The following is a 26,418-nucleotide window of genomic DNA, read 5'->3' on the forward strand; positions in this document are numbered from 1 at the left end:
CCGGCCCGCCGAGTCAGGCCGTGAGGGCTTCGCGCACGCTGCCGCAGCAGGGGACGAGGGTGTCGATGCCGACGATCTGCAGGGTGCGCAGCACGTACGCCGAGGCGTTCGCCAGGCGCAGCCAGCCGTCCGCCGCGGTGAGGTCGCGGTGGGCGGCGAGCAGGACGTTGATGCCGCTGGAGTCGATGAAGGTCACCCCCGCCATGTCGACGATCACGCGGGGCCGCTGACCGAGACCGCTGACGTCGAGGGCCCGGACGAGGTGGCCGGCGCTGCCGTGGTCTATCTCACCGGCCGCGCTCACCACCGTGACGCCGTCGGTGGTGCTCGTCACCACCTCCAGCAGCTCGGGCTCCTGGGGCTTGTCGGTGTCGGTCTCCACCACGGCGTTCCTCAACATCCTCGAGATCAGATACGAGCGCGCATACCTCTTCGCACTAGTGCCCGGTAGCGGCCGAGGCATCCCCGAATCACGGCTCGGCGGCGCGCGAGTCCGTATCCGTACCCCATCCGCCCCGACAAATGCCGCGCAACGCACGTGTGATGTACCCGGCGTCTTCGGGTACCTGGACGTGGAGGCAGCGGCATCAGCCGCGAGCGGACCGAACGAATCTGGTCGGTGAGGACAGCATGACGCTCCACGACGACGGTCGTCCACGTGCCGCGGCAGCCCTGGACGGGCAGAGCCCCTGCATCGCGGAGGCCCGCCGACTGGCCGCCGGTTTCCTGTCCCGGATGCGCGCCGAACACCGTGTCCCGGTCTCCCAGCGAGCCGTCGAGCTGACCCAGCTCGTGGTGAGCGAGCTGGTCACCAACGCCCGCAAGTACGCCTCCGGGCCGATCCTGCTCGATCTGCGGCTGGCCGACGATTCGGTGGAGGTCCAGGTGTGGGACTCCGACCCCGAGCTGCCGGTGGTGCGGGTGGCCGACGCGGGCCGGGTGGGGCAGCACGGCCTGGAGATCGTGAAAGCCGTCTGCCAGAGCGTCGAAGCGGTGCGGGAAACGGTCGGCAAGCGCATGACCGCACGACTCGCGCTCGCGGACCCCGTCTGCGAGGACGCCGCGCGCCTCGGGTAGCCCGGCCGCCGGGCGGTCCTGCGCGAGTCCTGCCCGCGGCCCTCTGCTGCGGGGCCCGGCGCGGTCTCGCGAACCGGCCGGGCCCCGTCGCCCTATCGCGCCCTGTGCTCGTCTCGTGCCTGCTTGAAGGCGTCCGAAATGGTCTCCGCGGCACCGGAGAGGGCTCCCTTGGCCGCACCCTGCGCGCCGGACTCCGTGAGCTTGCCCTTCAGCTCGGTGAGCCCGGCCGGCTTGCGCGGCCCCGATTCCAGGTCGAGCCGGTTGCACGCCTCCGCGAAGCGCAGATAGGTGTCGACGCTCGCGACCACGATCCGTATGTCGATCTTGAGGATCTCGATACCGACGAGGGAGACCCGCACGAACGCGTCGATCACCAGCCCGCGGTCGAGGATGAGCTCCAGAACGTCGTACAGGCCACTGGAACCGCCTCCGCCGCCCTGCTGTGTCGCCACGGTCATCGCGACCAACCCCTCATCGTCCGGTTCCGGCATGCTGTGGTGGGTGGAGCCCGTCGGCGGCGCGACGGCCTCGCGGGCGCCCGCCGCGACCTGGGCTTCAAGGTGCGGATGCCCCCGCCACCTGGGACAAAACACCAGTACGAGGGCGGCGAGCGGGGCCGTCCGGGCCGGGACGTCAGGCCATCGCGCGGCCGGCGGCGGCGACCAGTTCGTCGGTCGCCGCGATCGCGACTTCACGGCGGGCGGCCAGGTCGGTGTGGTCGGAGGCCTCGCGCAGGCCGAACGCGGCCAGGGCGGCCTGCCGGGCCGGCTCGGCGAGGGAGCGGTCGAGGACGGACACCGCGACCAGCGGGGCGGTCACGGCCGAACGCGTGGCACGGGAAGCCGTGCGGGCCGCCTCGACGGCTTCCTCGCCCGCGCCGTCCAGACGGAGGACCTCGCGGTGCCACATGGGCCGCCGATGGTCGCCGAGCGAGGCCACCAGTTCGCCCAGCGCCCGGCGCAGGGCTTCCGCCCTCTGGTCGGCACGGGCGGCGCTCTGGGCGATCCGCGTACTCCTGATCTGCAGCAGCCCCGTCAGGGCGCCTCCGAGCAGTGTGCCGACCACGGCAATGATGCTGGGCCACATCGCCAAGTCCCCCTCAGGCAACGGTAGTAGGGCGGGCCAGAGCCGGCGGCTCCCCTTCGGCGCCCGTTTCTCCGGCGTGGCCGGGAGCGTAACGGACGCGCCCTCCAGGGCCGTCCGCCTCATGGTCGTCCGAGCCGTTCCCGCACACCGCCCGGCTCGGCGTCGCCGGGCCGTCGTGGCGGGGGATAACCCCCGGCCGGCCAGGGGGAATGCCCGGCGGGCAGTGGGTGGCTGGCAGGCTTACTCCGGGCACCGCCCGACAGAAGACTTCCGGGCATGACGACATCCACCGACATCTCCTCGTCCCGGTCCCGTCCTGCCGCCGCGGACAGGTCCGTCACGGACAGTTCCGTCGCGGACGGGTCCGGCGCCCCCGGCGGCAGTGACTTCGCACGGCTCTCCCGGCGGATCGCCGAGGCCGGCCTGATGCGCCGGCGCCCCGGCTACTACGCGGCGCGCGTCGGCCTGGTGGTCGCGCTGTACGCGGCGGGCTGGGGAGCCTTCTTCGCCCTGGGCGACACCTGGGGGCAACTGGCCGTCGCGGCCTTCCTGGCCTTCGTCTTCGGGCAGGTCGCCCTGCTCGCGCACGACCTGGCCCACCGCCAGGTCTTCCGGCGACGCCGCCCCAGCGAAATCATGGGCCGGCTGTTCGGGAATCTGGGCGTGGGCATGAGCTACGGCTGGTGGATGAACAAGCACACGCGCCACCACGCCAACCCCAACCACGAGGACCTGGATCCCGATGTCGCCCCCGACATCCTGGTGTGGTCCACCGATCAGGCGCGGGCCAGCCGTGGGGTGGCCCGTCTGATCGGTGGCCACCAGGCCCTGCTGTTCTTCCCGTTGCTCACCCTCGAAGGCTTCAACCTGCACGTCGCGAGCCTGCGGGCGCTGCGCTCGCCGTACATGAGGAACCGGACGCTGGAGGGCGCCCTACTCCTGCTGCACATCGCGGGCGTGCTGTCCGCCCTGTTCCTGGTTCTCCCGCCCGGCAAGGCGGTGGCGTTCCTGGCGCTGAACCAGTGCCTGTTCGGCGTGTACCTCGGCTGCACCTTCGCCCCGAACCACAAGGGCATGCCCACCTTCACCGGCGACGAGCGGCCCGACTTCCTGCGGCGCCAGGTCGTCACCTCCCGCAACGTGCGCGGCGGCCGGATCACCGACGCGCTGCTCGGCGGCCTCAACTACCAGATCGAGCACCACCTGTTCCCGAGCATGCCCACGCCCCACCTGCGTCGCGCCCAGGCCGTCGTCCGGCGGTACTGCGCCGAGATCGGCGTGCCCTACCACGAGACAGGACTGCTCCGCTCCTACCGCGAGGCGCTGACCCATCTGCACCGGGTCGGAGAGCCCATCAGGCGGCGGCGGAGGGCACGGTGAACGCCGGAGTGCTCCACGCCCGGGGACCTGACGCCGACGGGCCCGTCAGGGAAGGATCTCGACGTACCCCTCGGTGCCGTGCACCCGGATCCGCTGCCCGTCGCGGACCAGCCGGGTGGCCCGCTCGACACCGACCACGGCGGGCAGACCGTACTCCCGGGCGATCACCGCACCGTGGGTCATCAGGCCGCCCACCTCCGTCACCAGGCCCGCGATCCCGACGAACAGGGGCGACCAACTGGGGTCGGTGTAGGCCGTGACCAGGATGTCGCCCGGCTCGAGGTCGGCCTCGGAGATGTCGAGGACGACCCGGGCCCTGCCCTCCACCGTCCCGGCGGACACCGGCAGGCCGAGCAGGGCGCCGTCGGGCGCGTCGTCACGCCGGTACGCGCCGGTGACGCACTCCCCGTCCGATGTCAGCACCCGGGGCGGCGTCAGCGCCTGGTACGACCGGAAGGCATCCCTGCGCCGCCGGATGAGCCGGTGGTCGACCTGGTTCGAACGCGCGGCGTCGCGGAACTCCTCGAACGTGAGGTGGAAGACATCCTCCCGCTCGGCGAGCACACCGGCGTGCACCAGGCGCTCGGCCTCCGCCAACAGGGCCTGCTTGTAGACGAAGTAGCGGCTGATGATGCCGTACTTCGGGTACTCCCGGTATCCGGCGAAGGTGCGGACCCGGTCGATCATGCGCTTGGCCTCGCCCGCCTTCCGCTCCCCGTCCGGCAGGGCCCGCAGACGTGACAGCACGTCCTGTTCCTTCTTCTCCGCCTCCCGGAGCCCCTGCTCGAAACGCCGTCGCGCGGCGCCCGGCGCGAAGTTCCGCACGTTGTCGAGGATCGCCGGTACGAGCGCGGTGGGGCGCTCACGCCAGCGCGGCCTCGTGATGTCGATCTCGCCGACGCAGCGCATGCCGTACAGATCGAGATAGCCCTCGATGGCGTCGCGGGCCTCGGTCCCGCCCGGCAGTTTCGCCAGTTCCTCCAGGAAGCCCTCGTCCCTTGCACCCCGCAGGAAGGCGACCACCTCGGCGTGCGGGCGGACGGCGTCCGCGACGTCGAGCAGCGCCAGCCCCATCTCCGAGGTGACGTTGCCCGGAGCGGACAGGGTGAGGGTGTCGGCCGCGTTCTTCTCGCCCAGCCACTCGTACAGCTTGTCGTTGAGCCACCAGGTGGCCTCCATCCCCGCCATGATCACCTGAATGCTCAGCGGATCGGCGAGGACCCGCTTGTGCTCCTCGAAGGCGTCCAGCAGGAAGTCGAACAGCTCCGGTCCGGTCTTCGTCCGGATGTCGCGCTCCAGGGCGGCGACCGACCTCCGGGTGCGTTCGATCAGTTCGGTGACGACGGCGGGATCGGTCTCGACGGAGGGGGAGGCGGAGGCGCCGCCGGCGGGCGGCCCGGCGGGAGCGGCCTCCGGAAGGGACGGGACGAAGCCGTCGCGCTCCAGCACCGTGTCCAGCGCGTCCCTGATCAGCGGATCGGACCTCCCCACCAGGTCCAGGAAGGCGCCGCGGCTCGCCGGTGACGCCAGACGCCCGGTGACGTCGACGAACAGCCGGCCGCCGGCGTCGTGCATCCGGATCATGGCCGTCAGCTTCCACATGGAGAGCCCCAGGGGCCTCATGGCGTCGGTCATCATCTGCTGGTGACCGACGGAGACGTACACGTGGTTCTCCTGGTCGTCCCGCTCCGGGACGGGGAACAGCGTCGTGATCGGCCGGCTCTGGACGATCCGGAAGTCGTCGTCGACCAGGCACCATTCGATGTCCTGCGGCCGGCCGAAGTACGCCTCGATCCGCCGTCCGAGCCGCACGAGCCGGACCACCTGCGCACGCGTCAGCGCCGGCTCCTCCTGTCGCCGTGCGTCGACCGCGACTTCCCGCGTACCGCCACCGGGCAGGGCCTGAACGGCGCGCCGCTTGGCGGCGACCGCCTCGGAGACGACCTCGCCGTCCCGCACCCGGAAGACGTCCGGGTTCACCAGGCCGGAGACCAGTGCCTCGCCGAGGCCGAACCCGGCGTCCACGGTGGCCGTCTTCCGGTCGCCGGTCACGGGGTCGGCGGTGAACAGGATGCCGGCGGCCTGCGGGAAGACCATCCGCTGCACGACCACGGCCATGCGCACCGTGCGGTGGTCGATGCCGTTGCGCAGGCGGTAGACGACGGCGCGCTCGGTGAACAGCGAGGCCCAGCACCGGCTGACGTGCCGGAGGACCGCCGCCGGCCCCACGACGTTCAGATAGGTGTCCTGCTGGCCGGCGAAGGAAGCCGTCGGCGAGTCCTCCGCCGTCGCGCTCGACCGGACGGCGTAGGCGGCCTGTTCGCCGTCGCCGAGGACGGCGCGTGTGATCTGTGCCGCGATGTCGTCGGGGACGGCGATGTCCTCGACGGTCCGGCGGATCTCCGCGCTGAGGGTCCGGATCGCCTCCGGGTCGTTCAGCGGCAGCCGTGACAGCTCCTCCAGCCGGGCGTCGAGCGACGGCGCTTGCGCCATGACCCGCCGGAAGGCGCCCGTCGTCACGCAGAAGCCGTCCGGCACCCGCACGCCCGCGACACGCGACAGCGCGCCCAGGTTCGCGCCCTTGCCGCCGACCGCCTCGACCTGGCTCTCGTCGACCTCTCGAAGATCCAGCACATACCGCTCGGTCATGATCTCTCCCACCACCGCATCGACGTCGCCTCGCCCCCCGTACGTCGGCCACGACACACAGGTCGTGCCTCGTTTCCGCAGCTTGTGGGCTCGGCGGACGATTCTGCGCCAGGACCGGGGCCTTGCCGCAAGCCCCCCGGTGCGCTATAAGTTGAGAGTGGCGAGGAGAGGGATCTCCTCGCCTTCGTGTTTTCGCCTCGACTCCGCCCCGGACGCCGTCGCTCGGAGGCGTGAGGCGGCCCGGTCGCGTCCGCACATGTCCCGGGACGCCGACGTGGTCTGGCCCCATGCGGTGGGCTTCCTCGCCGAAGCCGCCCCTTCCCACCGAGCTGCGCCGCCCCGCGGTCTGACGGCCTTTCACGGGCAGGCGGGACGAGCTGGGGAATGATCGCCGACTTGTAGCGACGTGTTGACACAAGCCCCTTGAGGCGGCCATCTTGTATCCAGGGGTTGATACAAACAGGGGGCGCGAGTTGCCCCGACACGGGGGGTATTTCCATGGCTGATTCCGACGTGCGCACCGCGCCGACCGCATCCCACGGTCCCGTCGACCGTTACGCCAGGTACGCGGGTCTGGCCGTGGGCGCCCTGGCCGGCGGCCTGCTGTCCCCGCTCCGCGACGGCGACGGCGTGCTCTACGCCATCCCGGCGTTCGGCCTCTGCGCCGTCGGCGGCGTGCTGCTGGGGGACGCGCTGACCGCGCCGGCCCGCGGCGCCGTCCGCGCCGCCGGCCTCACGCCGCGCCGGGTGCGCGACTACGTACCGCCCCGTATGACCGTCCTGCTGCTCGTCCTCGCCGTCGCCCTGGTGGCCCTGCTGGCGGTCGCGGGCGCGGTGGCCGGTCCGGACGACCTCGGGCGGGCCGGCCGGCGACTCACCCTCACCTGCGGGGGAGTGGCCGAGGGGCACGGAGCCTGGCCCGGGTTCCACTACGGTGCGCCCATGCTGGCCGCCCTCGCCATCGCCACGGTGGCGTGCGGTTGGTCGCTGCGGCGTATCGCCACCCGGCCCGGCGACGACCGTTCGCGGCGCGACCGCTCGCTGGCGATCGTGGCCGCCTGGGGCGTCGTCGTCTCCACCTCGCTGCTCGGCGCGGCCTCGACGGCCTCGGGCGCCCTGTCGGACATGACGTGCGACGGCGCCGCCGGCACGGCCGCCAACGCGGTCCTCCTGCCCCTGGCGCTCGTCTCCCTGGTGACCGCGCCCTGGATGCTCTTCACCGTCTGCTCGCCCCGGGCCGCGTGGTGGCACCGTACGGACCGGGGGGCGCGCGGGTGACCGGCGCCGCCGTCCGGGTCGACACGACCACACCCGTCCCGCCGTACGAGCAGATACGCGCCCAGCTTGCCGACCTGATCGGCGCCGGCCGGCTGGCCGAGGGCGAGCGGCTGCCGACGGTGCGGCAACTGGCCTCGGACCTCGGCCTCGCGACGGGCACCGTGGCCCGGGCCTACCGCGAGCTGGAGGCGGCCGGCCTGATCCGTACCCGCCGCGGCGCGGGAACCCGCGTGGCTCCGCCGCCGCCGGGCGCCGGCCTCCGGGAATCACCGGAACTGAGTGCGGGCACAAGGGACTTCGTGGCCTGGGCGGCCGCCCTGGGTTTCGAGGAGGACACCGTGCTGGCAGCCGTACGGAGGGCCTTCCGGGAGCGGGAGGGCTGAGCCGTGGAAGCCGTGCGACGCTCCGATAGCATGTTCGAACTCGCGATGGCGACCGTCATCGCTTTCCGTCCATTCACTCCATATCGAGCAAATCGGCCAAACGATTGATACTCAAACCATCGCGGGTGTTCTCACGAATAGACGCCGGCGCCGCGTTGGCGGCCTGCCGTCAACGACGGGCCGTGCTGTGGGCCGTGGCGGGCGTCGCTGCCCTGGGAATCCTCGTCGCACTGGAGATCGCCGCACGCCGCTACGGTCAACCTGGTCCGATCACGGACCAGTTGAGCGGGCTGTTGTTCGCCCCGAAACCGGGTCCGCTGTACGGCGGTCTGGCGTTGATGATGGTGGTCCTCACCTGGCGGCAGCGGTTCATCGCGGCTGGTGCGGCCGTCGGCATCGACGCCGTCTTCGTGCTGGTGCGGTGGGCGGTCGGGGCCGAGACGGCCGACGGCCGCTTCTTCGGCAACGGTGCGCTCTGGGTGATGCTGGGCTGCGCGGTCGTCGCCGTCACGCGCCGCACCGGCCCCGAACGCACCCTGCTGCTGAAGGGCGTCGGTCTGGGCCTGCTGCTGGTGGCCGGCCGCAAGACCGGCGACACCTGGCTGCTCATCACCGCGAAGTCCAGACCGGCGGTGCTCGACCAGTACGTGGCGACCGCCGACCACGCGCTGGGCAACCCGTCGTGGCTGATGGGCCGGATCGTCGACGCCACCGACCCGATCGGCCCCCACGTTCTCCACCTCGTCTACGCGCAGCTCGCGGTCGCCGCGGTCGTCGTCGCGCTCTACCAGCTGCGTGACGTGGCGGCCGAGCGCCGCTTCCCACGCCACCACCTGGTGCGCACCTTCCTGGTGATCGGCCTTCTCGGGCCGGCCATCTACATGATCTTCCCGGTGGTCGGGCCCGTCTTCGCCTACGGCCCGGGCGCCTCCGGCACCGGCGGCGTGCAGTGGGCGGTGGCCGATCTGTGGCCGGACGCGCCGCCGGCGCTCGGCACTCCGCACTCGATGCCGTACGACGGGATCACCCCGCGCAACTGCATGCCCAGTCTGCACACCGCGTGGGCCACCGCGATCTTCATCCATTCCCGCAGGGCGCCACGCATCCTGCGGTTCGCGGGCACGTTCTGGCTGGTCGCCACGCTCAGCGCGACGCTGGGATTCGGCTACCACTACGGAGCGGACCTGGTCGCCGGCGTGGTCTTCGCCCTGACGGTCGAGGCGGCCCTGCGCTCATTCGACCGGGGCTGGGACCGCGCGGGAATCCAACTGGCCTGCTACGGCGTCACGGTCTTCGCCGCGCTCCTGGTCTCCTACCGCTACCTGCCGACGCAGCTGGCCGGACATCCGTGGCTCTTCGGGCCGCTTCTCGTTCTGGCGATGGTCTCGGTGATCTACGGCTATGTGCGGACCACCGAACTGTGGGAACCGGCGACCGCGCCGGCACAGCAGCCCGAACCGCAACTCGAACCCGCCTGACCTCACCCCCGCCACCGGGCGGGGCCGCTTCGCGGGGTCCGCCGGAGCGGACCCCGCGCGCGGTCGCTCAGCGCAGACCGGCGAAAAGGTCGTTCTCGGGCACGGCCGCGCCGGTGGTGTCCCGAACGCGTACGAAGGTCTCGACGCCCATCAGCTCGGTGAACCTCTCCTGGCCCATCCTGAGGAAGAAGATGTTCTCGCCCTGGCTGGCGTGGGCGGCCAGCGCGTCGAACTTCTGAGCGCCGAACGCCGTGGTGTCCACCCAGGTGGTGATCTCCTCGTCGGGGAGCCCGATCTCGGCCATCGCGTCGGTCTCGGCGGGGTCCGGCTCCTCCCAGTCGCCGCCGAACTCGCGCATGAGCTCCCCGAACCGCCGCATCATGGAGTGGGGCGCCGTCGTCCAGTACACCTTGGGCGTCAGCTCGGTCATCGTCAGCGCCTTCATCGTGATGCGGTTCGCCTGGATGTGGTCGGGGTGGCCGTAGAAGCCGTTCTCGTCATAGGTGACGACCACATCGGGGCGGTAGTGGCGCATGAGTTCCGCGAGCCGGGCGGCGCCCTCCTCCACGGGCGTCCGCCAGAAGGACCCTGGGGCGTCGTTCGCCGGCCAGCCCATCATCCCGGAGTCGGCGTAGTCCAGCGTCTCCAGGTGACCGACCTTCAGAATGCCGCAGCTGGCCTCGAGCTCCGCACGCCGCATCGAGGCGACGGCAGCGGGATCGTGGCCGGGATCGCCCGGCTTGACGCCCCCCGGTCCGTCACCGCAACCGCCGTCGGTACACGTCACGAGGACCGTACGGACACCCTCCGCCGCGTACCGCGCGAGGACGCCTCCCGTACCGGTGGCCTCGTCGTCGGGGTGGGCGTGCACCGCCATGAGCGTCAAGGGTCGGTCACTCATGAAACTGTCCTCCTGTGTGAGTGGGCATCGGGCCCGGATCATGCCGCAGCGGACGGCCTCTCGGCCTCTTCGATCCGTTCCCGCCCCGGCGCCGGTCCCCAGGGTGGTGCAACATCACCGGCCGGACCAGGTGTTCCCGCCGAGCCTCACGAAAAGGAGTGGGGCGGCCCCGATACCGGGACCGCCCCACGCGGTTGACGTATGCCGGTCAGGGCCGGCCCGTGTCCTTGAGCGACTCCTTGCCCTCGCGGGCGTGGCCCGCCGCCTCGGCCGCGTGGCCCTTGGCGATCAGCTTCTCGTTGCCCGTGGCTCGTCCGACTGCCTGGGCGGCCTTGCCGACGGCCTGCTCGGCCTTGGCACGGGCCTTCTCACTGGCGGCCATGCTGCTCACCCTCCTTGGCTCTCGCGTGCGGTGCTGACTGTGCGCATGACCCCGCTCGACCCCGGCAAACCTTGGGCCAGAGATTCGCGCTGAGTGCATCGTGACGGCGCGGCGGCAGTGCATCAGAGGCCAGGGAGGGGGAATCGTGCGTGGCGTGCGTTCCCCGCACCCCGCGGAAATAACTCATATTTCGTGGGCTTGTAGGGATGAGATAAGGGCAACCGGTGGCCAGGAGGTTGATAACAATGGTTCCCCTGCTTCTGGTTCTCCTGCTGGCTCTGATCCTCTTCGGTGCGGGCTTCGCCCTGAAGGCACTGTGGTGGATCGCAGTGATCGTGCTGATCGTGTGGCTGCTGGGCTTCGTCGTCCGATCCGCGGACGGCGCGGGCCGCAAGGGCCGCTGGTATCGCTGGTAGGCGCGGCTCCGGTGTGAGAAGCGCTGCCGGTGACGGCAATCGACGTGGGGCCCGGCCGGGTACGGCCGGGCCCCACGTTCGTCGTGCGGGCGGGGACCGCTGAAGGTCCCCGGGATGGATCGGGCGTATCGGGCGCGCCGCGGGGTATGTGTGCCATGCACCGGCCCCGCGGAAGCCGCAGTGGAACCCTGCGCCTCCTATCTCCGCGGGGCCGGCGCCGTCAGCCCACGTTCTTGGTCCTGCTGACCCACTGCGGCAGCGTGAGCCGCCCGGCCGCGGGAGCCGGCCTGCGGCGCGGAAGCTGCACGTGACCGCGCTCCGATCGGCCGCCGGCGCGTCCGTACCGGTCAGGGCGGGTTCCGCCGGCCAGAGAATGCCGCAGGAGGGACAGATGCGGTGCCACGGCCTCGAGGCAGTCGTCCTGCCGGCGGTCCGCCGCCGTGGTCCGGTCGCCTTCGCTGATCCGGCTGGGAGCTTCAATCATGGTGAGACCTCCGTTCGCCCTCTCACCTTCCCTCAGCGGCACCCCCTCGCGCGTCGTCCTGCCGCAGCGATTCCCGGCTACCACGGCCGTGGTATCCGGAGCGCCCGCCTACAGCCGCGACAGACCCGCCGGCCCGCACCCCGGGACGCGGTCACGACACCGCACTGGCCAGGCCGCACTGGTAGGCGATGACCACGAGCTGTGCGCGGTCGCGCGCCGCCAGCTTGGTCATGGCCCGGTTGACGTGCGTCTTCGCGGTCAGCGGGCTCACGAACAGGTGCTCGGCGATCTCGTCGTTCGACAGGCCGAGGGCGACCAGCGCCAGGACGTCGCGTTCCCGCGGCGTCAGGCACTCGAGCCGCTCGTGCACCTCACCCGGGCAGAGGTCCGGCTGGGCGAGGAAACGCCTGATCAGCGCGCCGGTGGCCGCCGGTGACAGCAGGGCGTCGCCGGCGGCCACCGTGCGGACGGCCTCGACCAGTTCCTCCGGGCGCGCGCCCTTGCCCAGGAATCCGCTCGCACCCGCGCGCAGCGCTTCGGCCACGTGCTCGTCGTCCTCGAACGTGGTCAGGATGAGCACCTTCACCGCCGCGAGGTCCTCGGACTCGCTGATCAGCCGGGTGGCCTCCAGGCCGTCCATCTCCGGCATCCGGATGTCCATCAGCACCACGTCCGGGTGCTGGGTCCGCGCCAGCTCCACCGCCTCCTGGCCGTTGGACGCCTCGCCCACCGTCTCCATGTCACCGGTGGATTCGAACAGCATCCTGAAGGTGCCCCGCAGCAGGGCCTGGTCATCGGCAAGCAGTACGCGAATCGTCATGCCCGTCTCTCCTCGGTGTCTCGCCGACCAGCCGGCCGGGACGCAGCGGCAGGTCCGCCGTCACGCTGAAGCCGCCACCGGGTCGCGGTCCCGCGTGCAGCCGGCCCCCGACCGTGGCCACCCGCTCCCGCATCCCGATCAGCCCGTGCCCGGTACCGGCGGGCGGCGGGTTGTTCCGCGCGGTCCCCCCGTCGTCCTCCACGGTGATCGTCAGCCGCTCCGGGTGGTGGTGCAGGATCAGCCGGGCGTGGTCGGCGCCCGCGTGCTTGCGCACGTTGGTCAGGGCCTCCTGGACGATGCGGTACGCGGTCAGATCGACCGCCGGCGTCAGGGGAGCGGCGGTGCCGTGCCGGGTGTGGTCGACGGCCAGGCCGGCCCGGGCGAAGGACGCCAGCAGCACCGGCACGTCGGCCAGCCCCGGCGCCGGGGTGCGCGGGGCGACCGGATCGCCGGACTGCCTGAGCAGCCCCACGGTGACGCGCAGCTCGTCCAGCGCCGACCGGCTGGTGTCCCGGATGTCCTCCAGGGCCGTCAGTATCTGCTCCGGCTGCCGCTTCGCGAGATGGGCGGCCACGCCCGCCTGGGCGTTGATCAGTGCGATGTGGTGCGCGACGATGTCGTGCAACTCGCGGGCGATGCGCACCCGCTCGGCCGCCACCCGTTGCTGCGCCTCCTGTTCGCGCGTGCGCTCCGCGTGCACCGCGCGTTCCTCCACGGCCGCCACGTAGGCGCGGCGGGAGCGCAGGCCGTCGCCGACCGCGGCCGGCAGCGCCGTCCACGCCAGCAGCGCCACATTGTCGGGGTTCAGCCACGAACGTGGGGCGCACAGGATGGCGGCGCCCACCAGGATGGCGGCCGAGGCGGACGCACTGATCCAGGTGGTACGCCGGTCGGTCAGCAGGGCCACGGTGTAGACGGACAGCAGGACCGGGCCGAGCACCAGCGGGCTCTCCCGGAACCCCAGGACGAGGAAACTCACCCCGCAGCCGAGTGCGACGGCCAGTACGCCGATCGGGTGACTGCGCCGCCGGACGAGCGCGGAGCAGCCGATGCCCGCCAGGAGCACGGCGGACCAGCGCAACGAGAACCGGTGCTCATGCGGGACGACCGAGGCGGCCACCACGGACAGCAGGAAGAGGACGGCCAGGCCCAGCGCCTCGGCCACACTGGTCCGGGCCGGCGCTTTCCGACTTTGGTCGCTGATCACCACCATGACCCCACCGTAGGGTCGGCGGCGGGATCGGGCATCGCGTCGTCGCCCCGGCACACGGCGGTCGAACGGGGGACGGTCCCGACGGCGACGACACGCTACGGCCGCGTACGCGGCGGTGCGTCACAGCGCCCGGGCGGTGCGTCACAGCGCCCGGGCGTCGGCCGTGGCGGGGCCGGCGTCGGAACCGGGCCGGGGCATCGCGACCGGGGGCTGGTCCGGCCCGGCGAACGCGTACCGGGGGTCGCCCCCGCGGCTCAGTCGTACGAAGCGCAGGAGTGCGCGGACGATGCCCGCGTCTGCCCATCGCCCAGCCGGTGCACGGTTCGAGGTCGCCCGGGTTCGGCCGGTGCTCGAAGTTGGACCAGCGGGCGCCGCCGGTGTCCCGGATCGCGCGGGCGGCGAGGTCCGCGACGAGGATGTGGGCGAAGTCGTGGGGGTCCTGCTGTTCGGCGATCCGGTCGCAGGCCAGGGCGAGCACGCCCGCGGTGCCGCAGCAGCGGCCGCTGCTGTCCCAGAAGCCGGGGCGCAGCCGCCGGGGCAGACCGGAGTGGGCGACCGTGTGCCAGCAGTGGTCGGCCAGGTCGGCCCAGCCGGGGTCGGCCGTGACGTCCCGCAGCAGCCGGAAGGCCTGGGCGTCGCCCGCCGGGCCGTGGCACCAGCCGTAGCTGACGGGATCGATCACGTCCGGGCGGTACCGAGGAGTGGAGTGCGGCACCAGGAAGCCCTCGGGCGGCGCCTCGTCCCGCGCCGTCACGTCCGCGGCCCCGGCCAGCGCCAGTCCGCGAGTGGACGTGCGCCTGTGGCGCCGTGCATGACCGCGACGTGAACGCGGCACGCAACATCCTGGCCGCCGGGCTGGCGGCGTCTGCCTGTGGAGACGGTGTAAGACCTCAACGGGAGTCCTCCCGGACGGGGCGGTCGTCGGTGAAGCAGGAACCCCAGCGGGCGACCGCTGGAACTCCCCGCCTTTAGGCGGGGGAGGAAGTCAAGGGTCCACTCTCACACGGCCTCTCGCGCCCACCCGAGTGGTCGGGGACATCCCGCCCCGCGCCCGGACGCGGAGCCGTCCTTCCGCGACGGCCGGTGCGCGGTCAGGCCGCGGGGGAGGGCAGCTTGGCGATCAGTGCCCTGAGCTCGTCGAGTTCCTGCGCGGTCAGATCCGTGAGCGGCGGCCGGACCGGACCCGCGCCGTGACCGGTGGCCGTCATACCGGCCTTGACCACGCTGACCGCGTAACCGGCCCGGCGGTTGCGGATCTCGGTGTACGGCAGCACGAAGTCGGACAGCATCCGCGTGACGTCGGCCTGCCGGAATTCGCGTACGGCGGCGTAGAAGGCCAGGGCGAACTCGGGCAGGAAGTTGTAGATCGCGGAGGAGTACGTAGTCACGCCCAACTGCAGGTAGGGCAGCGCGAACAGCTCGGCGGTGGGCAGGCCGCCGATGTAGGTGAGGCGCTCACCGAGCCGGGCGTGGATGCGGGTCATGGTGTCGATGTCACCGACGCCGTCCTTGTAGCCGACGAGGTTGGGACACGACTCGGCCAGGCGCGCGACGCTGTCCGCGGAGTAGACCGCGTTGGCGCGGCTGTAGACCACGACACCGAGGGAGGTGGCGCGACAGACGGCTTGAACGTGCCGGACCAGGCCCTCCTGGGAGGCTTCGGTCAGGTACGGCGGGAAGAGCAGGATGCCGTCGGCGCCGGCGCGCTCGGCGGCCGCGGCGAACTCGACGGCGGTCGCGGTGCCGTAGCCGGCCGGGGCCAGCACCGGCGTGCCGGCGGGCGCGCTGCCGGCTGCGGCGGTGACGACGCGCTCGACCTCGGCGGGCGTGAGGGAGAAGAACTCGCCGGTGCCGCCGGCCGCGAAGAGACCGCCCACGTCGTACCCGGCCATACGGACGATGTGGGCGCGGTAGGCGTCCTCGTCGAAGGACAGGTCGTCCCGGAAGTGCGTCACGGGGAAGGACAGCAGCCCGGAGCCGATACGGCGGCCGAGTTCTGCCGGGCTGAACGATGTCATCGGACTGCTCCTGAGGGTCGAAGTCGTGTACCGCTGCGGCGTGCACCGCAGTCGTCGGCCGGGCGCCGGACGGGCGCCGCCGTGACGTGCAACCGGCGGGGGAGGGGCGGCCGTTCGTCGTCCGAGCCGTCAGCGCCGGTCCCCGCGGACGCCGACGGCGCAGACGCCGGTCCCTGTCCGACGAGGGTGCGACCACCGGCGCCTCGCAGCCCGTCGACGGCTGACGCTACGCTCCGCGAATGATTCACGTCCAACACGGATTTTGGATGTGGCGATACCCGGAGAGCATCAGTGTTCACTTTTACACAGTTGACCAGCTTCATAGCGGTCGCCGAGGAACTGCACTTCACCCGCGCCGCGGAACGGCTCAACATGACGCAGCCGCCGCTCAGCCGGCAGATCCAGCTGCTGGAGAACGAGGTGGGCGTCCAACTGCTGGACCGCACGAACCGTTCCGTGCGGCTGACCCCGGCCGGCCGGGCCTTCCTGGTCGAGGCGCGCCGGATCCTGCGCCAGACCGAGCAGGCCACCCTCGCCGTGCGCCGGGTCTCCACCGGGGAGGCGGGCACGATCGCCGTAGGGTTCACGGCCGCCAGCGCGTACTCGGCCCTCGGCCGTCTGCTGGAAACCGCGCGGGCCGCCCTGCCGGGCGTGGAGATCCTGCTGCAGGAACTGGTCACCAGGGACCAGTTGAAAGCGCTCGCGGAGGGCTCGCTCGACCTCGGGCTGATCCGGCCGGCCGCCGTGGGAGCCGATCTCACCGCCCACATGGTGGTCCGCGAAGGGCTGCTGGCCGCGCTCCCCGCCCAGCACCCGCTGGCCGCGCAGACGCGACCCATGCCGGTGGCGGACCTCGCGGGCGAGGACTTCCTGATGTACTCGCCCGTCGAGGCCCGCTACTTCCACGAGCTGCTGGTCAGCATCTTCCGGACGGCGCGGGTCCGGCCGGTCTTCACGCAGTACCTCTCCCAGGTGCACAGCATCCTCGCCCTGGTCGACGGGGGCTGGGGCATCGCCCTCGTACCCGAGTCGGCGGCCCGGATGCGCTTCGGCGGAATCGCCTTCCGGCCGGTGACCCTGCCCGACCCGAACCCCGTCGAGCTGAACGTCGTGTGGCGCAAGGGCAATGACAACCCGGCTCTCGAGGCTTTGCTGCGGCACATGTGACACCCGGCCGCCCGGCCCGGCGGACGGCGGTCATGCGGGCAAGGTATCGCACCCAACAAAACTTGACATGGACGTGAATCAGAACCGTCTCTACGGTCGGTGCAGCCGCCGGTCGCGTGGCTCGGAGCGCACGGCGCCGCTGCCGCGCGACCAGGGTCCGGGAGAGATGGATCATGCCCGCTCGGGTCCGGCGGGAGGAGCCGGCGGCCACCGGCACCGAGCCCCGTCGGCGCGACCCGCGTCGGGGAGCGCACGGCCGGTGGCGGGCCCCGAAGCGCAGGCGGCGCGCGGTCGCTGAAGCACGGCCGTCGGACCCCTCACAAGGAGCCGCCCGACCGTGCCGTGCCCGCGTCTCGACCGCCGCGGCGCGCCCCCACCCGCCGCGGCGCCGTCCCGCCGTACGCCTCGCCGCACCACCCGACCACGCCGAACCGCCGTTTCAAGCCCGCCCGCCCGAACCACAGTTCAAAGGGGAACTGACATGCCACTTGTCGTAGTCGGTATCAGCGTTCTGGTTGTGCTCCTGCTCATGACCAGACTCAGGCTGAACGGCTTCGCGGCCCTCCTGCTGGTGGCGGTCGGGGTCGCCGTGGTCCAGGGCATCCCGGTCAAGGACATCCCGGACGTCCTCTCGGAGGGCATCGGCGGCCAGGTCGGCGACACGATGCTGACCATCGGGCTCGGCGCCATGGTCGGCCGCGTCATGGGCGACTCCGGCGCGGCCCAGCGCATAGCCGGCGAACTCCTCGACGCCTTCGGCCCGCGCTGGGTCCAGGTCGCCATGGTCGTCACCTCGATGCTCATCGGCGTGACGATGTTCTACGAGGTCGCGTTCATCATCATCGTGCCCATAGCCTTCACCCTGGTCAGGGTCACCGGCGCGAACCTGCTGTGGGTCGGCCTGCCGATGTCGATCGCCCTGTCCACGATGCACAGCTTCCTGCCGCCGCACCCCGGACCCACCGCCGTCGCCGCGACCTTCCACGCCTCCGCCGGACTCACCCTGTTCTACGGACTGTTCATCGCGGTCCCGGTCGGCGCGTTCATCGCCCTGCTCTGGCCGCGCCTGCCGTTCGTCAGGGCCATGTCCCCCTCCATCCCCAAGGGGCTCGTCAGCGACGGCGAGTTCACCGACGAGGAGATGCCCGGCCTCGGCTGGTCGTTGTTCGTGGCCCTCTTCCCCGTCGTCCTCATCGCCGGCGCCGCGGTGATCGACATGGCAGTCCCCGGGGACACCCCGTTCCTGCACACCGTCGCCTTCATCGGCTCGGCGCCCATCGCGCTCCTGCTCACCCTGGTCCTGGCCGTCTGGGCGTTCGGGCCGAGGATCGGCCGGAGCCTGTCGGACGTCAGCTCCTCGTGCTCCTCGGCCGCCCAGGCGATGGCGATGATCCTGCTGGTGATCGGCGCCGGCGGCGCCTTCAAGAACGTCCTCGTCGAGGGCGGCATCTCCGACTACATCAAGGACTTCACCAGCGGTTGGTCCGTCTCACCGATCGTCCTCGCCTGGCTCGTCGCGGTCATCCTCCGCGTGGCGCTCGGCTCGGCGACGGTCGCCGTCGTCACCGCCTCCGGTGTGGTGCTGCCCTTGATGGCCGGCAGCGGCGCGAGCCCCGAGATGATGGTGCTCGCCGTCTCCTGCGGTTCCATCGCCTTCTCGCACGTCAACGACCCCGGGTTCTGGCTGTTCAAGGAGTACTTCGACCTCTCCGTCGTCCAGGCGCTCAAGGTTCGCACCACGTACACGACGGTACTGTCGGTCCTCGGCCTGGGCGGCGTCCTCGCAGGCGAGTGGGCCGTCGGCGCCCTCGGCCTGTGACCCCTCGCCCGATTCCCAACCCCTTTCCCGCTCACCCTCGTCCAAGGAGTCTGAAGGCAGCATGAGCACGAGCCGGCCGACCGTCACCGGGTACTCCGTCTATCCCGTCGCGGGCCGCGACAGCATGGAACTCAACCTCTCCGGCGCCCACGGCCCCTACTTCACGCGCAACATCGTCGTTCTCACCGACTCCGAGGGACGTACGGGCCTCGGCGAGGTGCCGGGCGGGGAGAGGATCACCCAGACCCTGCGGGACGCGGAGTCCCTCGTGGTCGGGGCGAAGGTCGGCGACTACAAGCGGGTGCTGCGCGAGATCGGGGACCGCTTCGCCGACCGCGACTCCGGTGGACGCGGTGCGCAGACCTTCGACCTGCGCACCACCGTCCACGCCGTCACCGCCGTCGAGTCGGCCCTGCTGGACCTCCTCGGCCAGCACCTCGACGTGCCCGTCGCAGCGCTCCTCGGCGACGGCCGGCAGCGCGACAGCGTCCGCGTACTGGGCTACCTCTTCTACGTCGGCGACCCGGGCCGCACCGACCTGGAGTACCACCGCGCACCCGACGCGGACGTCGACTGGTACCGCATCCGCCACGAAGAGGCGCTGACCCCCGAGGCCATCGTCCGCCAGGCCGAAGCCACCTACGACCGCTACGGCTTCCGCGACTTCAAACTGAAGGGCGGAGTCCTGGACGGCGCCGACGAGGTCGAGGCGGTCCGCGCCCTGAAGGCCCGCTTCCCCGAGGCCCGCATCACCCTCGACCCCAACGGCGCCTGGTCGCTGCGGGAAGCCGTCGAACTGTGCAAGCCGCTCGTGGGCACGCTCGCCTACGCCGAGGACCCCTGCGGAGCCGAAGGCGGCTACTCCGGACGCGAGGTGCTCGCCGAGTTCCGCCGCGCCACCGGCCTGCCCACCGCGACCAACATGATCGCCACCGACTGGCGGCAGCTGACCCACGCCCTCGCCCTGCAGTCGGTCTCCATCCCCCTGGCCGACCCGCACTTCTGGACCATGCAGGGCTCCGTGCGCGTGGCGCAACTGTGCAACGCGATGGGGCTCACCTGGGGCTGCCACTCCAACAACCACTTCGACATCTCGCTGGCGATGGTCACGCACTGCGGAGCCGCGGCGCCCGGGGAGTACAACGCCCTGGACACGCACTGGATCTGGCAGGAGGGCCTGGAGCGGCTCACCGTCGCCCCGCCCCGCATCGTCGACGGCGAGATCGCCGTACCCAAGGCCCCGGGCCTCGGCGTACAACTCGACATGGACCGCCTCCTGGCCGCTCACGAGCTCTACCGCACGAAGGCGCTGGGCGCCCGGGACGACGCCGCGGGGATGCGGCAACTGGTTCCCGGCTGGGAGTTCGACCCCAAGCGGCCCTGCCTGGTGCGGTGAACACCGCGCCGCCCCGGACCCCCGTTCCGGCGACGGGTGCCGCCGCCCGGCCGGGGGCCCTGGGGTGCAGGCTCTTCAGAGCACACGCCCGTCGAACACCAAACCGCCCTTCGAGCCTTGCCCGTGTCAGGCCTTCCCCATGGCGATGGCGCGCTGGGCGGCCTCGCGCAGCACGCCGACACTGTCGTCAAGCGCCCGGGACTCCTCCGGAGTCATCGCGGGTTCGTGCATCTGCTGCACGCCTCCCGCGCCGAGAACGGCGGACAGGGAGAGGGTGACCTCACGGGTGGCCGAGTAGGCCGCGACGGGCAGCACCGCGCGTTCGTCCCGCAGGACCGCGTCGACGAGCCGGGCGGAGACGGCGCCGATCCCGTACTGGCTCGCGCCGGTGCCCTCGATGATCGTGATGTTGGCGTACCGGATGCCGTCCTCGACGTCCGCGCGTATCCGGTCCACCGGCCGGCCGTCCCGGGCCAGCAGGTCGGTGACGGGGATGCCGCCGACGCTCGCGGAGGACCACAGCAGCACCTCGGAGGTGCCGTGCTCGCCCACCACCAGAGCCTGCACGTCACGCGCCCGGACCCGGAGGCGGTCCGCGAGCTGTACGCGGAAGCGCAGGCTGTCGATGAGCGTGCCGGTCGAGAACACCCGGTCGTGGCCCGCGAGATGGCGGGTGAGGTCGGCCAGCGGATCGGGCGGGTCGGTCACGACCATGAGCACGGCCTGCGGCGCGACCTCCATCACCCGCGGCACGATGTCGGCGAAGACCCTGGCGTTGGTCTCCAGCAGCCGCAGGCGCCCCTCGGGGTCGGACCGGTCGGTGGCGCCGCCGGCCTTCTCGTTCACCCCTGCGGTGATCACGACGACAACGGCGCCGTCGAGGTCCCGGTAGTCGCCCGACCGCAGATCGACCGTCGGCGACAGCGGGGCCGCGTAGCGCAGATCGGCGGCCACCCCGTCGGCGCGGGCCCTGTCGCGGTCGATCAGCACGATCTCCCTGCACATGCCCCCGCGTTCGACGAGTGACAGGGCCGTGGCCGATCCCACCGCCCCCACCCCGATGACCCCGACCTTCATCTTCGTACCTCCTCCGGTGTGGGACCCGTCGGCTCATGCGCCCGCGCCGCCGCACGGCCCGCCGGGTCGTACGGCGTGGTCACGCGGCTGGTGAGGACGCATCCGGGAGCGGGCCGAGCCATGCGAGGGCCGCGGCGGTCAGCGCCGTGACACCGTTGGTGAGGGTGGGCTGCATGACGGGTGCGAAGAACGGTGAGTGGTTCTGCGGGATGTCGCGGTTCCTGGTGCCCGCGGCGTCGGCCTCCGCATACACGTCCGGGTCGACGCCGCCGATCAGCCAGTAGCACACCGGGACGTCCGCGCTGGTGCCGAAGACGCCGACGTCCTCGCTGCCGGAGGAGGCGCCGGGGTCGGTCAGCCTGTCCTGGCCGATCACGTCACCGATAGCGGCCATGGTGCGGGTGCAGGCGCCCTCGTCGTTGACCATGAGGGGGAAGGTGTGCATGGTGCTGATCCCAGGTTCCTCCTCCGCTCCGGCGGCGGCCGCCTCGCCGCGCACGATCCGTTCGACGGCGGCCAGGACCGCCTTCCGCACCTGCGGGGTGTAGGTGCGGATGTTCAGCTGCAGCTCCGCCAGGTCCGGAATGACGTTGTCCTTGGTGCCCGCCTGGAGGGCGCCCACCGTGACGACGGCCCGGTCCTCGGACGCGATCTCACGGGACACCACGGTCTGCAGCCGCATCACGGTGGACGCCGCCATCACCACCGGGTCGATGGCCGCCTCCGGCATCGACGCGTGGGCGCCACGCCCGGCCATGCGCACCTTCAACGCGTCGGTGGCGGCGAAGGCGAGACCGGGATGACAGGCCACCGTGCCCGCCGGTATCGCCATCACGTGCTGGCCCAGAACCACCTCGGGGGGCCCGAAGCGGGCGTAGAGGTCGTCGTCGACCATGGCCTGAGCCCCTTGGCCGAGTTCCTCAGCGGGCTGGAACACGGCCAGCACCGTCCCCGCCCACTCGTCGCGTGCCCGGGCGAGCAGGGCCATGGTGCCCAGCAGACAGGTGGCGTGCACGTCGTGCCCGCAGGCGTGCATGACGCCCTGGTTAGTCGAGGCGTAGGGCAGTCCGGTCCGCTCGGTCACGGGCAGCGCGTCGAAGTCGGCGCGCAGCAGCACGGTCGGGCCGGCCCCGTTCACCAGCCTGGCCACCACACCGGTACGCCCCACACCCTCGGTGACCTCGTAACCCAGCTCGCGGCCACGACGCGCGACCTCCGCGCCCGTGCGGTGCTCGGCGAAGGAAAGCTCGGGGTGGGCGTGCAGATCCTGGTACAGCGCTTCGAGATCCCGGGTCAGAGTGGCGTCCAGACCCGCCAGGACCCGCTCGGCCGTCCCACTCGCGGCCATCGTGCGACACCGTCCTTCCGGCCCTGCTGAATGAGGCCCGCGACCAGAACGCGGAGTTCCGCCGCCACGGAGGACCGTGCGGGCGGTGCCGGCCGCGCCGGTACTTCTCGGCCGCCCACCTACAGCGTGCTCCGGGCGGCCCCCGGCGGCATCTTGAAAGACCCGGGGGCCGGGCCGGGCCGCAGTGATCAGCCCACGACGAGGCGACGAACGCGTTCGAGCGGCGTTCCCCGCCACCCTCCCGCGGCTTCTGCCCGAGCCCTCCGGCAGGTTCCGGTCCGCGCCCTGGCCGCCGTAGGGCCGGCGTACGAACCGCTCGGCTTCCGCCACGATTCCTTTCGCGGACCCGGGACCCGCATCCCGGCGCCGTGCGCGATCGACGCCGGCCGCCTCGTCGTCGCCCGGCACAGCCGCGCCGCACCGAGCCACCCCGGGCGGAGCGGACGTCGGCCGCGCCCTGGACGGCGCCGTCGGCACACCGCCCGCGGCCGCCACCGAAAGGACTGCGCGATGACCGCGATCCTCGCGATCGACCAAGGCACCTCGGGCACCAAGGTGATCGTCCTCGACGCGGAGGACGGCACCGTCGTCGTCGCCGAGGAAGCCGTCCGCCCCACCTACCCCGATGGAGGTGGCGTCGAGCAGAACCTGCACGAACTGCTCGACTCCGTCCTCACCGCCGGGCGCCGGGAGGTCGGTTTGGCCAGCCGCCCCATCGACGCGGTGGCGCTGGCCAACCAGGGAGAGACCGTCCTGGCCTGGAATCCGGCCACGGAAACGCCCCTGACCCCGGCGATCGTCCTCCAGGACCGCCGCGCGAAGAGCATCTGCGGGGTGCTCGCCGAGCACGGTGAAGCCCTGGCCCAGCGCACCGGCCTGGTCCTCGACCCGTACTTCTCCGCCCCGAAGAGGGCCTGGCTGCGCCGCAACCTCACGCGCGAGGGAGTCGTGACCACCAGCGACACCTGGTTCATGCACCACCTCGCGGGCGAGTTCGTCACCGACGCCTCCACCACCAGCCGCTCCCTCATCCTCGACCTCGACTCTTATGCCTCATCTTTGACCAGCCTTCAACGACATGAAGCCAGGAGACGCTGTCCGATGCGGGCCCGTAGGGGTCGGAAAGTCGTATACACGACCTGGCCTCACCTGGTCTGCCATATGGGGTCGCCGGGTTGTCGACGGCGTGGATCCGCCTCATGCCATTCGCTGGTTACGTGGTGCTTCACCTCGCTTCGTCGCCCGACGACGATTGCCGCGACCTTCAGGGCCAACACAGCGCGAGCGAGCCTGACGCGGGGCAAGTGAGTCCGTGGTGAGCATTTTCATCCCTGAAGCCGTGCTCTCGTTGTGGCTGTTGACCACCGAAAATGCGCCGCTGGGCGATCTGGTTCACCACACTGTCGACATGGGAAGCCGCGGCCATGCCCCGCGGTACGGGGCGGCCCGTCGCCGAGGGCGGTAGCGGAGTCAACTCGCCGCCGCAACGGGGTAATACGCGCCTTATCGAGGGTCTGCAGCCGATCCGCTCAGGGAGGCTACTGGATGCGGGACCGTTCGGTCTCCCGGAGGGAGACCCTAAGACGCCGTGACCGCCCCACGCCCGTGCAGACCAGCTGCGGCACGATGGTGGCCGCGGCGAATCCGTCCACCGTCCACGAACACCAGCCTCGCGTTTCTCGGACCAGGGCGGAGGTGGTCGCTGAGGCGGCCACACGCAGAAGCTGCGGTATGGCGCTGCCCCCACGTGGCTGAGGGCCTTCGGCGACTTTCGCCACATGGCAGTCAGCGGCTGCGTGTCCCGGGACTGCAGGGACACGTGTGTTGCGCGTGAGGGTGGACACGGTCGTGAACACGTCCTGCGACTAAGCTGCCGGCCTGACCCGTTACTGTGGTGCCGGACCGGCTTCGACACCGGGAACCTCCGGGCTGGCCGGGCCGTCCGGCCGAGAGAAATGGGAGCGGGGGACCTCCCCGCCGTTTCGACGACCAGCAGGGGAGAGCCGGCGCCCGAGGCAGCGAACACGGCGCCCCGTTCTCCTCGGGTACACCTCCGTGGCGGACACCGTTATCGGCCATGGGTGGGCAGGCCTAAGGGGGCCGATCTGTCACCGCTTTCCTGGCCCACCCAGCGCCGGGTGGGCGGAGTCTCGCTCATTTAAGGAGCACATCATGGATTTCCGCACCACTGTTGAGCGCGCTCAGCGCCTCGGGCGCCTGCACGCTGAGTACAAGCCTCTCGTGCTGCCGACCGTGTGGGACGTCTGGTCCGCGCGGACGGCGGCCAGGGCCGGATTCCCCGCGCTGACGATCGGCAGCCATCCGCTCGCCGACTCTCGCGGGGCGGCCGACCAGGAAGGGCAGACCTTCGAGGAGGTACTCGTCGCTGTCCGGCCGATCATCGCGGCGGTCGATATTCCCGTGTCCGTCGACCTCGAGTCCGGGTACGGACAGACGCCTGCGGAACTGATCGCCGGCCTCACCGAAGCCGGCGGCGTCGGCCTCAACATCGAGGACACCGTCCACTCGGAGGGCGGACGTGTGCGCAGCACGCAGGAGCACGCGGAGTATGTTGCCGGTCTGCGTGCGGCGGCAGACGACAAAGGGATCCCGGTGTGGGTCAACGGACGCACCGACCTCTTCAAACACGCCGCCGACGCCTCCGCTGTCCTCGACGAGGCGATCGAGCGACTGCGGGCCCTGGAGCAGGCAGGCGCCGACAGTGTGTATCCAGTGGGTATCCAGGACAACGACGAATTGCTCGCGGCGGTGACCGGCGCCGTCGCCGTTCCTGTGAACTCCACCGCCCATCCGGGAACGCACGACCTCGACCGCTTCCGCCGCCTCGGCGTCGGACGCATCACCAACGGCCCACTGCTGCAACTCGCCTTGGCGGACGTGATGAAGGACATGCTCGGGCCATGGCGCCCGTGAATCAGGCGGATCCCTCGCCTAAGTTGCTTCGGGACGAGGAGGTCGTGGACCAGGCACCGGTTTGAAGCACGGGCCGGATCTGCTTCCGGTAGGCCTCCTCGGTCACGGCGGTGCTCGAGTGCCCGACGTGCCGCGAGATTCCCTCCCGCGGCACGTCCCGGGCGGAACTGTGGACCCAGCAGTTCTACCTGCACCCCGACGATGCCGAACGGGTGGCCCAGTCACTGCTACGAGCTGCCGAACACGATCCGCCACATCGCGGAAGCTCGAAGGGGGACTGACCCAAGCACCAGCCATGGCGGCTGAGTTGCAACTGCCTCTACTGGTCAAGCACCCGTCCACGCACGAGGCCTGGTATGTGGAGGGCTCGCCGTGGTTCCCCGTTCTTTCCCGCCAGGCGCTGCTGGCAGCAGTACGCCGGCTGGGAAGCCTCCACATCTGCGACTGCCCCTCCACGTGTTGCCCTTGACCGCGCTCCGGTGGTCAGGCGTCGTGGCGCGGCCCGCCGTAGCCGAGAGCTCCCCGTAGGTCAGGGTCCCGCCCTGCTCCAGCCCGGCGAGCTGCGCGGGTGATCTCCTGCTGCAACGCCGGGCCCCAGCGCTCGGGCTGGTCGTAGAAGCCGGTCACCTTGAGCGTCGTACCGTCCGCGCGACAGAGCGTGTAGACGTAGGTGGTGCCGACATATATGGCGTTTGCGTACCGCTCGGTGATCTCCTGAAGCACCGTCATCGTGTCGGAGTCGAACCGACACCGGCCAGTCGATGTCGATACGCCAGAGGTTTCGCGGTGCCGCAGCAGTGGGTTCATCGGCGCCGGCGCGCAGGATGCCGTAGTACAGGACGGGGAACTCGGGGACATTGGGCAGCATCAGGCCGACCCGGTCGCCGGGGCGGACGCCACGGGCGGCGAGGAAGGCGGCGGTGCGGCCGGCGAAGGCGTGCGGATCGGCGTAGGTGAGCCGCTGGGCTCCGAGTTCGAGCGCGGTGTGGTCGCTGTGGTGCCAGGTATCGCGGCCGCGGGCTCAGGGCGATCAGGGTCTCGGTGGCCGCGCGTCCTTAATCCTCGACGCTGATCACCACTCGACCCGGCCTGACTCAACGAGCCAGACCCCT

General features: G+C 71.5%; 25 protein-coding genes and 2 pseudogenes. 12 read left to right on the plus strand and 15 right to left on the minus strand.

Going from position 1 to position 26,418, the window contains the following annotated elements:
• Positions 1–13: 13 nt before the first annotated feature.
• The gene (locus ACFYU0_RS08290) at positions 14–382 is read right to left on the minus strand and encodes an STAS domain-containing protein (protein WP_389298716.1); all 369 of its coding nucleotides are present in this window, start codon (positions 380–382) and stop codon (positions 14–16) included.
• A 248-nt stretch (positions 383–630) separates the two neighbouring features.
• Here ACFYU0_RS08290 and ACFYU0_RS08295 point away from each other — a divergent pair, with 248 nt between their 5' ends.
• Positions 631–1,077, plus strand: a complete 447-nt coding sequence (locus ACFYU0_RS08295; RefSeq protein WP_389298717.1) for an ATP-binding protein — start codon at positions 631–633, stop codon at positions 1,075–1,077.
• A gap of 92 nt (positions 1,078–1,169) precedes the next feature.
• On the opposite strand, the gene ACFYU0_RS08300 is transcribed toward ACFYU0_RS08295, so the two are convergent.
• Together ACFYU0_RS08300 and ACFYU0_RS08305 are read right to left on the minus strand one after the other, a co-directional pair.
• Positions 1,170–1,535 carry a gas vesicle structural protein GvpA gene (locus ACFYU0_RS08300; protein ID WP_351667179.1) on the minus strand — a complete coding sequence of 122 codons (366 nt, stop codon included), beginning with the start codon at positions 1,533–1,535 and terminating at the stop codon, positions 1,170–1,172.
• Between the two features lie 175 nt (positions 1,536–1,710).
• Complete coding sequence (locus ACFYU0_RS08305) at positions 1,711–2,142, minus strand: protein kilB (protein WP_389298719.1); 432 nt, start codon at positions 2,140–2,142, stop codon at positions 1,711–1,713.
• 297 nt (positions 2,143–2,439) lie between these two features.
• Between ACFYU0_RS08305 and ACFYU0_RS08310 the strand changes: the two genes are divergently transcribed.
• Positions 2,440–3,543, plus strand: a complete 1,104-nt coding sequence (locus tag ACFYU0_RS08310; RefSeq protein ID WP_389298721.1) for a fatty acid desaturase family protein — start codon at positions 2,440–2,442, stop codon at positions 3,541–3,543.
• Between the two features lie 45 nt (positions 3,544–3,588).
• On the opposite strand, the gene rph is transcribed toward ACFYU0_RS08310, so the two are convergent.
• Positions 3,589–6,192 carry a rifamycin-inactivating phosphotransferase gene (gene rph / locus ACFYU0_RS08315; protein WP_389298723.1) on the minus strand — a complete coding sequence of 868 codons (2,604 nt, stop codon included), beginning with the start codon at positions 6,190–6,192 and terminating at the stop codon, positions 3,589–3,591.
• Positions 6,193–6,690: 498 nt separating this feature from the next.
• On the opposite strand from rph, the gene ACFYU0_RS08320 reads away from it, so the two are divergent.
• The 3 genes from ACFYU0_RS08320 to ACFYU0_RS08330 all read left to right on the plus strand — a co-directional run bounded on the left by ACFYU0_RS08320 (position 6,691) and on the right by ACFYU0_RS08330 (position 9,331).
• Positions 6,691–7,470 (plus strand): hypothetical protein, encoded by a 780-nt coding sequence (locus tag ACFYU0_RS08320; RefSeq protein WP_389298725.1) that lies wholly within the window; start codon positions 6,691–6,693, stop codon positions 7,468–7,470.
• Positions 7,467–7,853, plus strand: coding sequence for a GntR family transcriptional regulator (locus tag ACFYU0_RS08325; protein WP_389298727.1), 387 nt, complete (start codon positions 7,467–7,469; stop codon positions 7,851–7,853). The genes ACFYU0_RS08320 and ACFYU0_RS08325 overlap by 4 nt, the downstream gene beginning before the upstream one ends.
• Positions 7,854–7,978: 125 nt before the next feature.
• Complete coding sequence (locus tag ACFYU0_RS08330) at positions 7,979–9,331, plus strand: phosphatase PAP2 family protein (protein WP_389298729.1); 1,353 nt, start codon at positions 7,979–7,981, stop codon at positions 9,329–9,331.
• Positions 9,332–9,398: 67 nt separating this feature from the next.
• Here the strand turns inward: ACFYU0_RS08330 and ACFYU0_RS08335 are convergent, their stop codons facing one another.
• Both ACFYU0_RS08335 and ACFYU0_RS08340 read right to left on the minus strand, forming a co-directional pair.
• A complete protein-coding gene (locus ACFYU0_RS08335) occupies positions 9,399–10,232 on the minus strand; it encodes a PIG-L family deacetylase (RefSeq protein ID WP_351666903.1) in 834 nt (277 codons plus the stop codon).
• A gap of 208 nt (positions 10,233–10,440) precedes the next feature.
• Positions 10,441–10,614 carry a CsbD family protein gene (locus ACFYU0_RS08340; RefSeq protein WP_351666901.1) on the minus strand — a complete coding sequence of 58 codons (174 nt, stop codon included), beginning with the start codon at positions 10,612–10,614 and terminating at the stop codon, positions 10,441–10,443.
• 245 nt (positions 10,615–10,859) lie between these two features.
• Here ACFYU0_RS08340 and ACFYU0_RS08345 point away from each other — a divergent pair, with 245 nt between their 5' ends.
• A complete protein-coding gene (locus tag ACFYU0_RS08345) occupies positions 10,860–11,030 on the plus strand; it encodes a hydrophobic protein (protein WP_121790737.1) in 171 nt (56 codons plus the stop codon).
• Positions 11,031–11,250: 220 nt separating this feature from the next.
• Here the strand turns inward: ACFYU0_RS08345 and ACFYU0_RS08350 are convergent, their stop codons facing one another.
• The 4 genes from ACFYU0_RS08350 to ACFYU0_RS08365 form a co-directional block, all read right to left on the minus strand.
• Positions 11,251–11,514 (minus strand): hypothetical protein, encoded by a 264-nt coding sequence (locus ACFYU0_RS08350; RefSeq protein ID WP_389298732.1) that lies wholly within the window; start codon positions 11,512–11,514, stop codon positions 11,251–11,253.
• A gap of 151 nt (positions 11,515–11,665) precedes the next feature.
• Positions 11,666–12,334 carry a response regulator gene (locus tag ACFYU0_RS08355; protein WP_389298734.1) on the minus strand — a complete coding sequence of 223 codons (669 nt, stop codon included), beginning with the start codon at positions 12,332–12,334 and terminating at the stop codon, positions 11,666–11,668.
• Positions 12,306–13,547: a sensor histidine kinase gene (locus ACFYU0_RS08360; protein WP_351666895.1), complete on the minus strand. Its 1,242-nt coding sequence runs from the start codon at positions 13,545–13,547 to the stop codon at positions 12,306–12,308. Before ACFYU0_RS08360 ends, ACFYU0_RS08355 begins: the two co-directional genes overlap by 29 nt.
• A complete protein-coding gene (locus tag ACFYU0_RS08365) occupies positions 13,429–14,382 on the minus strand; it encodes a lanthionine synthetase LanC family protein (RefSeq protein WP_389298737.1) in 954 nt (317 codons plus the stop codon). The genes ACFYU0_RS08360 and ACFYU0_RS08365 overlap by 119 nt, the downstream gene beginning before the upstream one ends.
• Between ACFYU0_RS08365 and ACFYU0_RS08370 the strand changes: the two are divergent.
• Positions 14,316–14,519: pseudogene (locus ACFYU0_RS08370) on the plus strand (zinc ribbon domain-containing protein); the annotation flags it as partial. The gene ACFYU0_RS08365 and the pseudogene ACFYU0_RS08370 sit on opposite strands and share 67 nt — an antisense overlap.
• 119 nt (positions 14,520–14,638) lie before the next feature.
• On the opposite strand, the gene kdgD reads toward ACFYU0_RS08370, so the two are convergent.
• Positions 14,639–15,565, minus strand: coding sequence for a 5-dehydro-4-deoxyglucarate dehydratase (gene kdgD / locus ACFYU0_RS08375; protein WP_389298739.1), 927 nt, complete (start codon positions 15,563–15,565; stop codon positions 14,639–14,641).
• Between the two features lie 291 nt (positions 15,566–15,856).
• Here kdgD and ACFYU0_RS08380 point away from each other — a divergent pair, with 291 nt between their 5' ends.
• The 3 genes from ACFYU0_RS08380 (at position 15,857) to ACFYU0_RS08390 (ending at position 19,947) form a co-directional block, all read left to right on the plus strand.
• Positions 15,857–16,732, plus strand: coding sequence for a LysR substrate-binding domain-containing protein (locus ACFYU0_RS08380; protein WP_389298741.1), 876 nt, complete (start codon positions 15,857–15,859; stop codon positions 16,730–16,732).
• Between the two features lie 337 nt (positions 16,733–17,069).
• The gene (locus ACFYU0_RS08385) at positions 17,070–18,551 is read left to right on the plus strand and encodes a gluconate:H+ symporter (RefSeq protein WP_389298743.1); all 1,482 of its coding nucleotides are present in this window, start codon (positions 17,070–17,072) and stop codon (positions 18,549–18,551) included.
• A 61-nt stretch (positions 18,552–18,612) separates the two neighbouring features.
• Positions 18,613–19,947: an enolase C-terminal domain-like protein gene (locus ACFYU0_RS08390; RefSeq protein ID WP_351666885.1), complete on the plus strand. Its 1,335-nt coding sequence runs from the start codon at positions 18,613–18,615 to the stop codon at positions 19,945–19,947.
• Positions 19,948–20,073: 126 nt separating this feature from the next.
• Here ACFYU0_RS08390 and ACFYU0_RS08395 read toward each other — a convergent pair whose 3' ends face one another.
• On the minus strand, positions 20,074–21,024 hold the full coding sequence (locus ACFYU0_RS08395) for a hypothetical protein (protein ID WP_351666883.1): 951 nt from the start codon (positions 21,022–21,024) through the stop codon (positions 20,074–20,076).
• A gap of 79 nt (positions 21,025–21,103) precedes the next feature.
• Positions 21,104–22,372 (minus strand): amidohydrolase, encoded by a 1,269-nt coding sequence (locus tag ACFYU0_RS08400; RefSeq protein WP_389298746.1) that lies wholly within the window; start codon positions 22,370–22,372, stop codon positions 21,104–21,106.
• Positions 22,373–22,882: 510 nt separating this feature from the next.
• Here ACFYU0_RS08400 and ACFYU0_RS08405 point away from each other — a divergent pair.
• Together ACFYU0_RS08405 and ACFYU0_RS08410 are read left to right on the plus strand one after the other, a co-directional pair.
• Complete coding sequence (locus ACFYU0_RS08405) at positions 22,883–23,680, plus strand: FGGY family carbohydrate kinase (protein WP_389298748.1); 798 nt, start codon at positions 22,883–22,885, stop codon at positions 23,678–23,680.
• Positions 23,681–24,544: 864 nt separating this feature from the next.
• The gene (locus ACFYU0_RS08410; RefSeq protein ID WP_351666877.1) at positions 24,545–25,306 is read left to right on the plus strand and encodes an isocitrate lyase/phosphoenolpyruvate mutase family protein; all 762 of its coding nucleotides are present in this window, start codon (positions 24,545–24,547) and stop codon (positions 25,304–25,306) included.
• A 483-nt stretch (positions 25,307–25,789) separates the two neighbouring features.
• Here the strand turns inward: ACFYU0_RS08410 and ACFYU0_RS08415 are convergent, their stop codons facing one another.
• Both ACFYU0_RS08415 and ACFYU0_RS08420 read right to left on the minus strand, forming a co-directional pair.
• On the minus strand, positions 25,790–26,035 hold the full coding sequence (locus ACFYU0_RS08415; protein WP_389298750.1) for a hypothetical protein: 246 nt from the start codon (positions 26,033–26,035) through the stop codon (positions 25,790–25,792).
• 139 nt (positions 26,036–26,174) lie between these two features.
• Positions 26,175–26,243 (minus strand): annotated as a pseudogene (locus tag ACFYU0_RS08420) (hypothetical protein); the annotation flags it as partial.
• Positions 26,244–26,418: the final 175 nt, after the last annotated feature.

This window comes from Streptomyces sp. NPDC003720 (assembly GCF_042875075.1).
GTDB lineage: Bacteria > Actinomycetota > Actinomycetes > Streptomycetales > Streptomycetaceae > Streptomyces.

Excerpts from the sequence above, each read along its gene's own strand:
- ACFYU0_RS08310 (WP_389298721.1), top strand. The coding sequence starts at position 2,440 with ATGACGACATCCACCGACATCTCCTCGTCCCGGTCCCGTCCTGCCGCC.
- ACFYU0_RS08410 (WP_351666877.1), top strand. The coding sequence starts at position 24,545 with ATGGATTTCCGCACCACTGTTGAGCGCGCTCAGCGCCTCGGGCGCCTG.
- kdgD (WP_389298739.1), bottom strand. The coding sequence starts at position 15,565 with ATGACATCGTTCAGCCCGGCAGAACTCGGCCGCCGTATCGGCTCCGGG.
- ACFYU0_RS08300 (WP_351667179.1), bottom strand. The coding sequence starts at position 1,535 with ATGACCGTGGCGACACAGCAGGGCGGCGGAGGCGGTTCCAGTGGCCTG.
- ACFYU0_RS08355 (WP_389298734.1), bottom strand. The coding sequence starts at position 12,334 with ATGACGATTCGCGTACTGCTTGCCGATGACCAGGCCCTGCTGCGGGGC.
- ACFYU0_RS08390 (WP_351666885.1), top strand. The coding sequence starts at position 18,613 with ATGAGCACGAGCCGGCCGACCGTCACCGGGTACTCCGTCTATCCCGTC.
- ACFYU0_RS08345 (WP_121790737.1), top strand. The coding sequence starts at position 10,860 with ATGGTTCCCCTGCTTCTGGTTCTCCTGCTGGCTCTGATCCTCTTCGGT.
- rph (WP_389298723.1), bottom strand. The coding sequence starts at position 6,192 with ATGACCGAGCGGTATGTGCTGGATCTTCGAGAGGTCGACGAGAGCCAG.
- ACFYU0_RS08350 (WP_389298732.1), bottom strand. The coding sequence starts at position 11,514 with ATGATTGAAGCTCCCAGCCGGATCAGCGAAGGCGACCGGACCACGGCG.
- ACFYU0_RS08395 (WP_351666883.1), bottom strand. The coding sequence starts at position 21,024 with ATGAAGGTCGGGGTCATCGGGGTGGGGGCGGTGGGATCGGCCACGGCC.
- ACFYU0_RS08340 (WP_351666901.1), bottom strand. The coding sequence starts at position 10,614 with ATGGCCGCCAGTGAGAAGGCCCGTGCCAAGGCCGAGCAGGCCGTCGGC.
- ACFYU0_RS08320 (WP_389298725.1), top strand. The coding sequence starts at position 6,691 with ATGGCTGATTCCGACGTGCGCACCGCGCCGACCGCATCCCACGGTCCC.
- ACFYU0_RS08400 (WP_389298746.1), bottom strand. The coding sequence starts at position 22,372 with ATGGCCGCGAGTGGGACGGCCGAGCGGGTCCTGGCGGGTCTGGACGCC.
- ACFYU0_RS08415 (WP_389298750.1), bottom strand. The coding sequence starts at position 26,035 with ATGACGGTGCTTCAGGAGATCACCGAGCGGTACGCAAACGCCATATAT.
- ACFYU0_RS08295 (WP_389298717.1), top strand. The coding sequence starts at position 631 with ATGACGCTCCACGACGACGGTCGTCCACGTGCCGCGGCAGCCCTGGAC.
- ACFYU0_RS08405 (WP_389298748.1), top strand. The coding sequence starts at position 22,883 with ATGACCGCGATCCTCGCGATCGACCAAGGCACCTCGGGCACCAAGGTG.
- ACFYU0_RS08360 (WP_351666895.1), bottom strand. The coding sequence starts at position 13,547 with ATGGTGGTGATCAGCGACCAAAGTCGGAAAGCGCCGGCCCGGACCAGT.
- ACFYU0_RS08335 (WP_351666903.1), bottom strand. The coding sequence starts at position 10,232 with ATGAGTGACCGACCCTTGACGCTCATGGCGGTGCACGCCCACCCCGAC.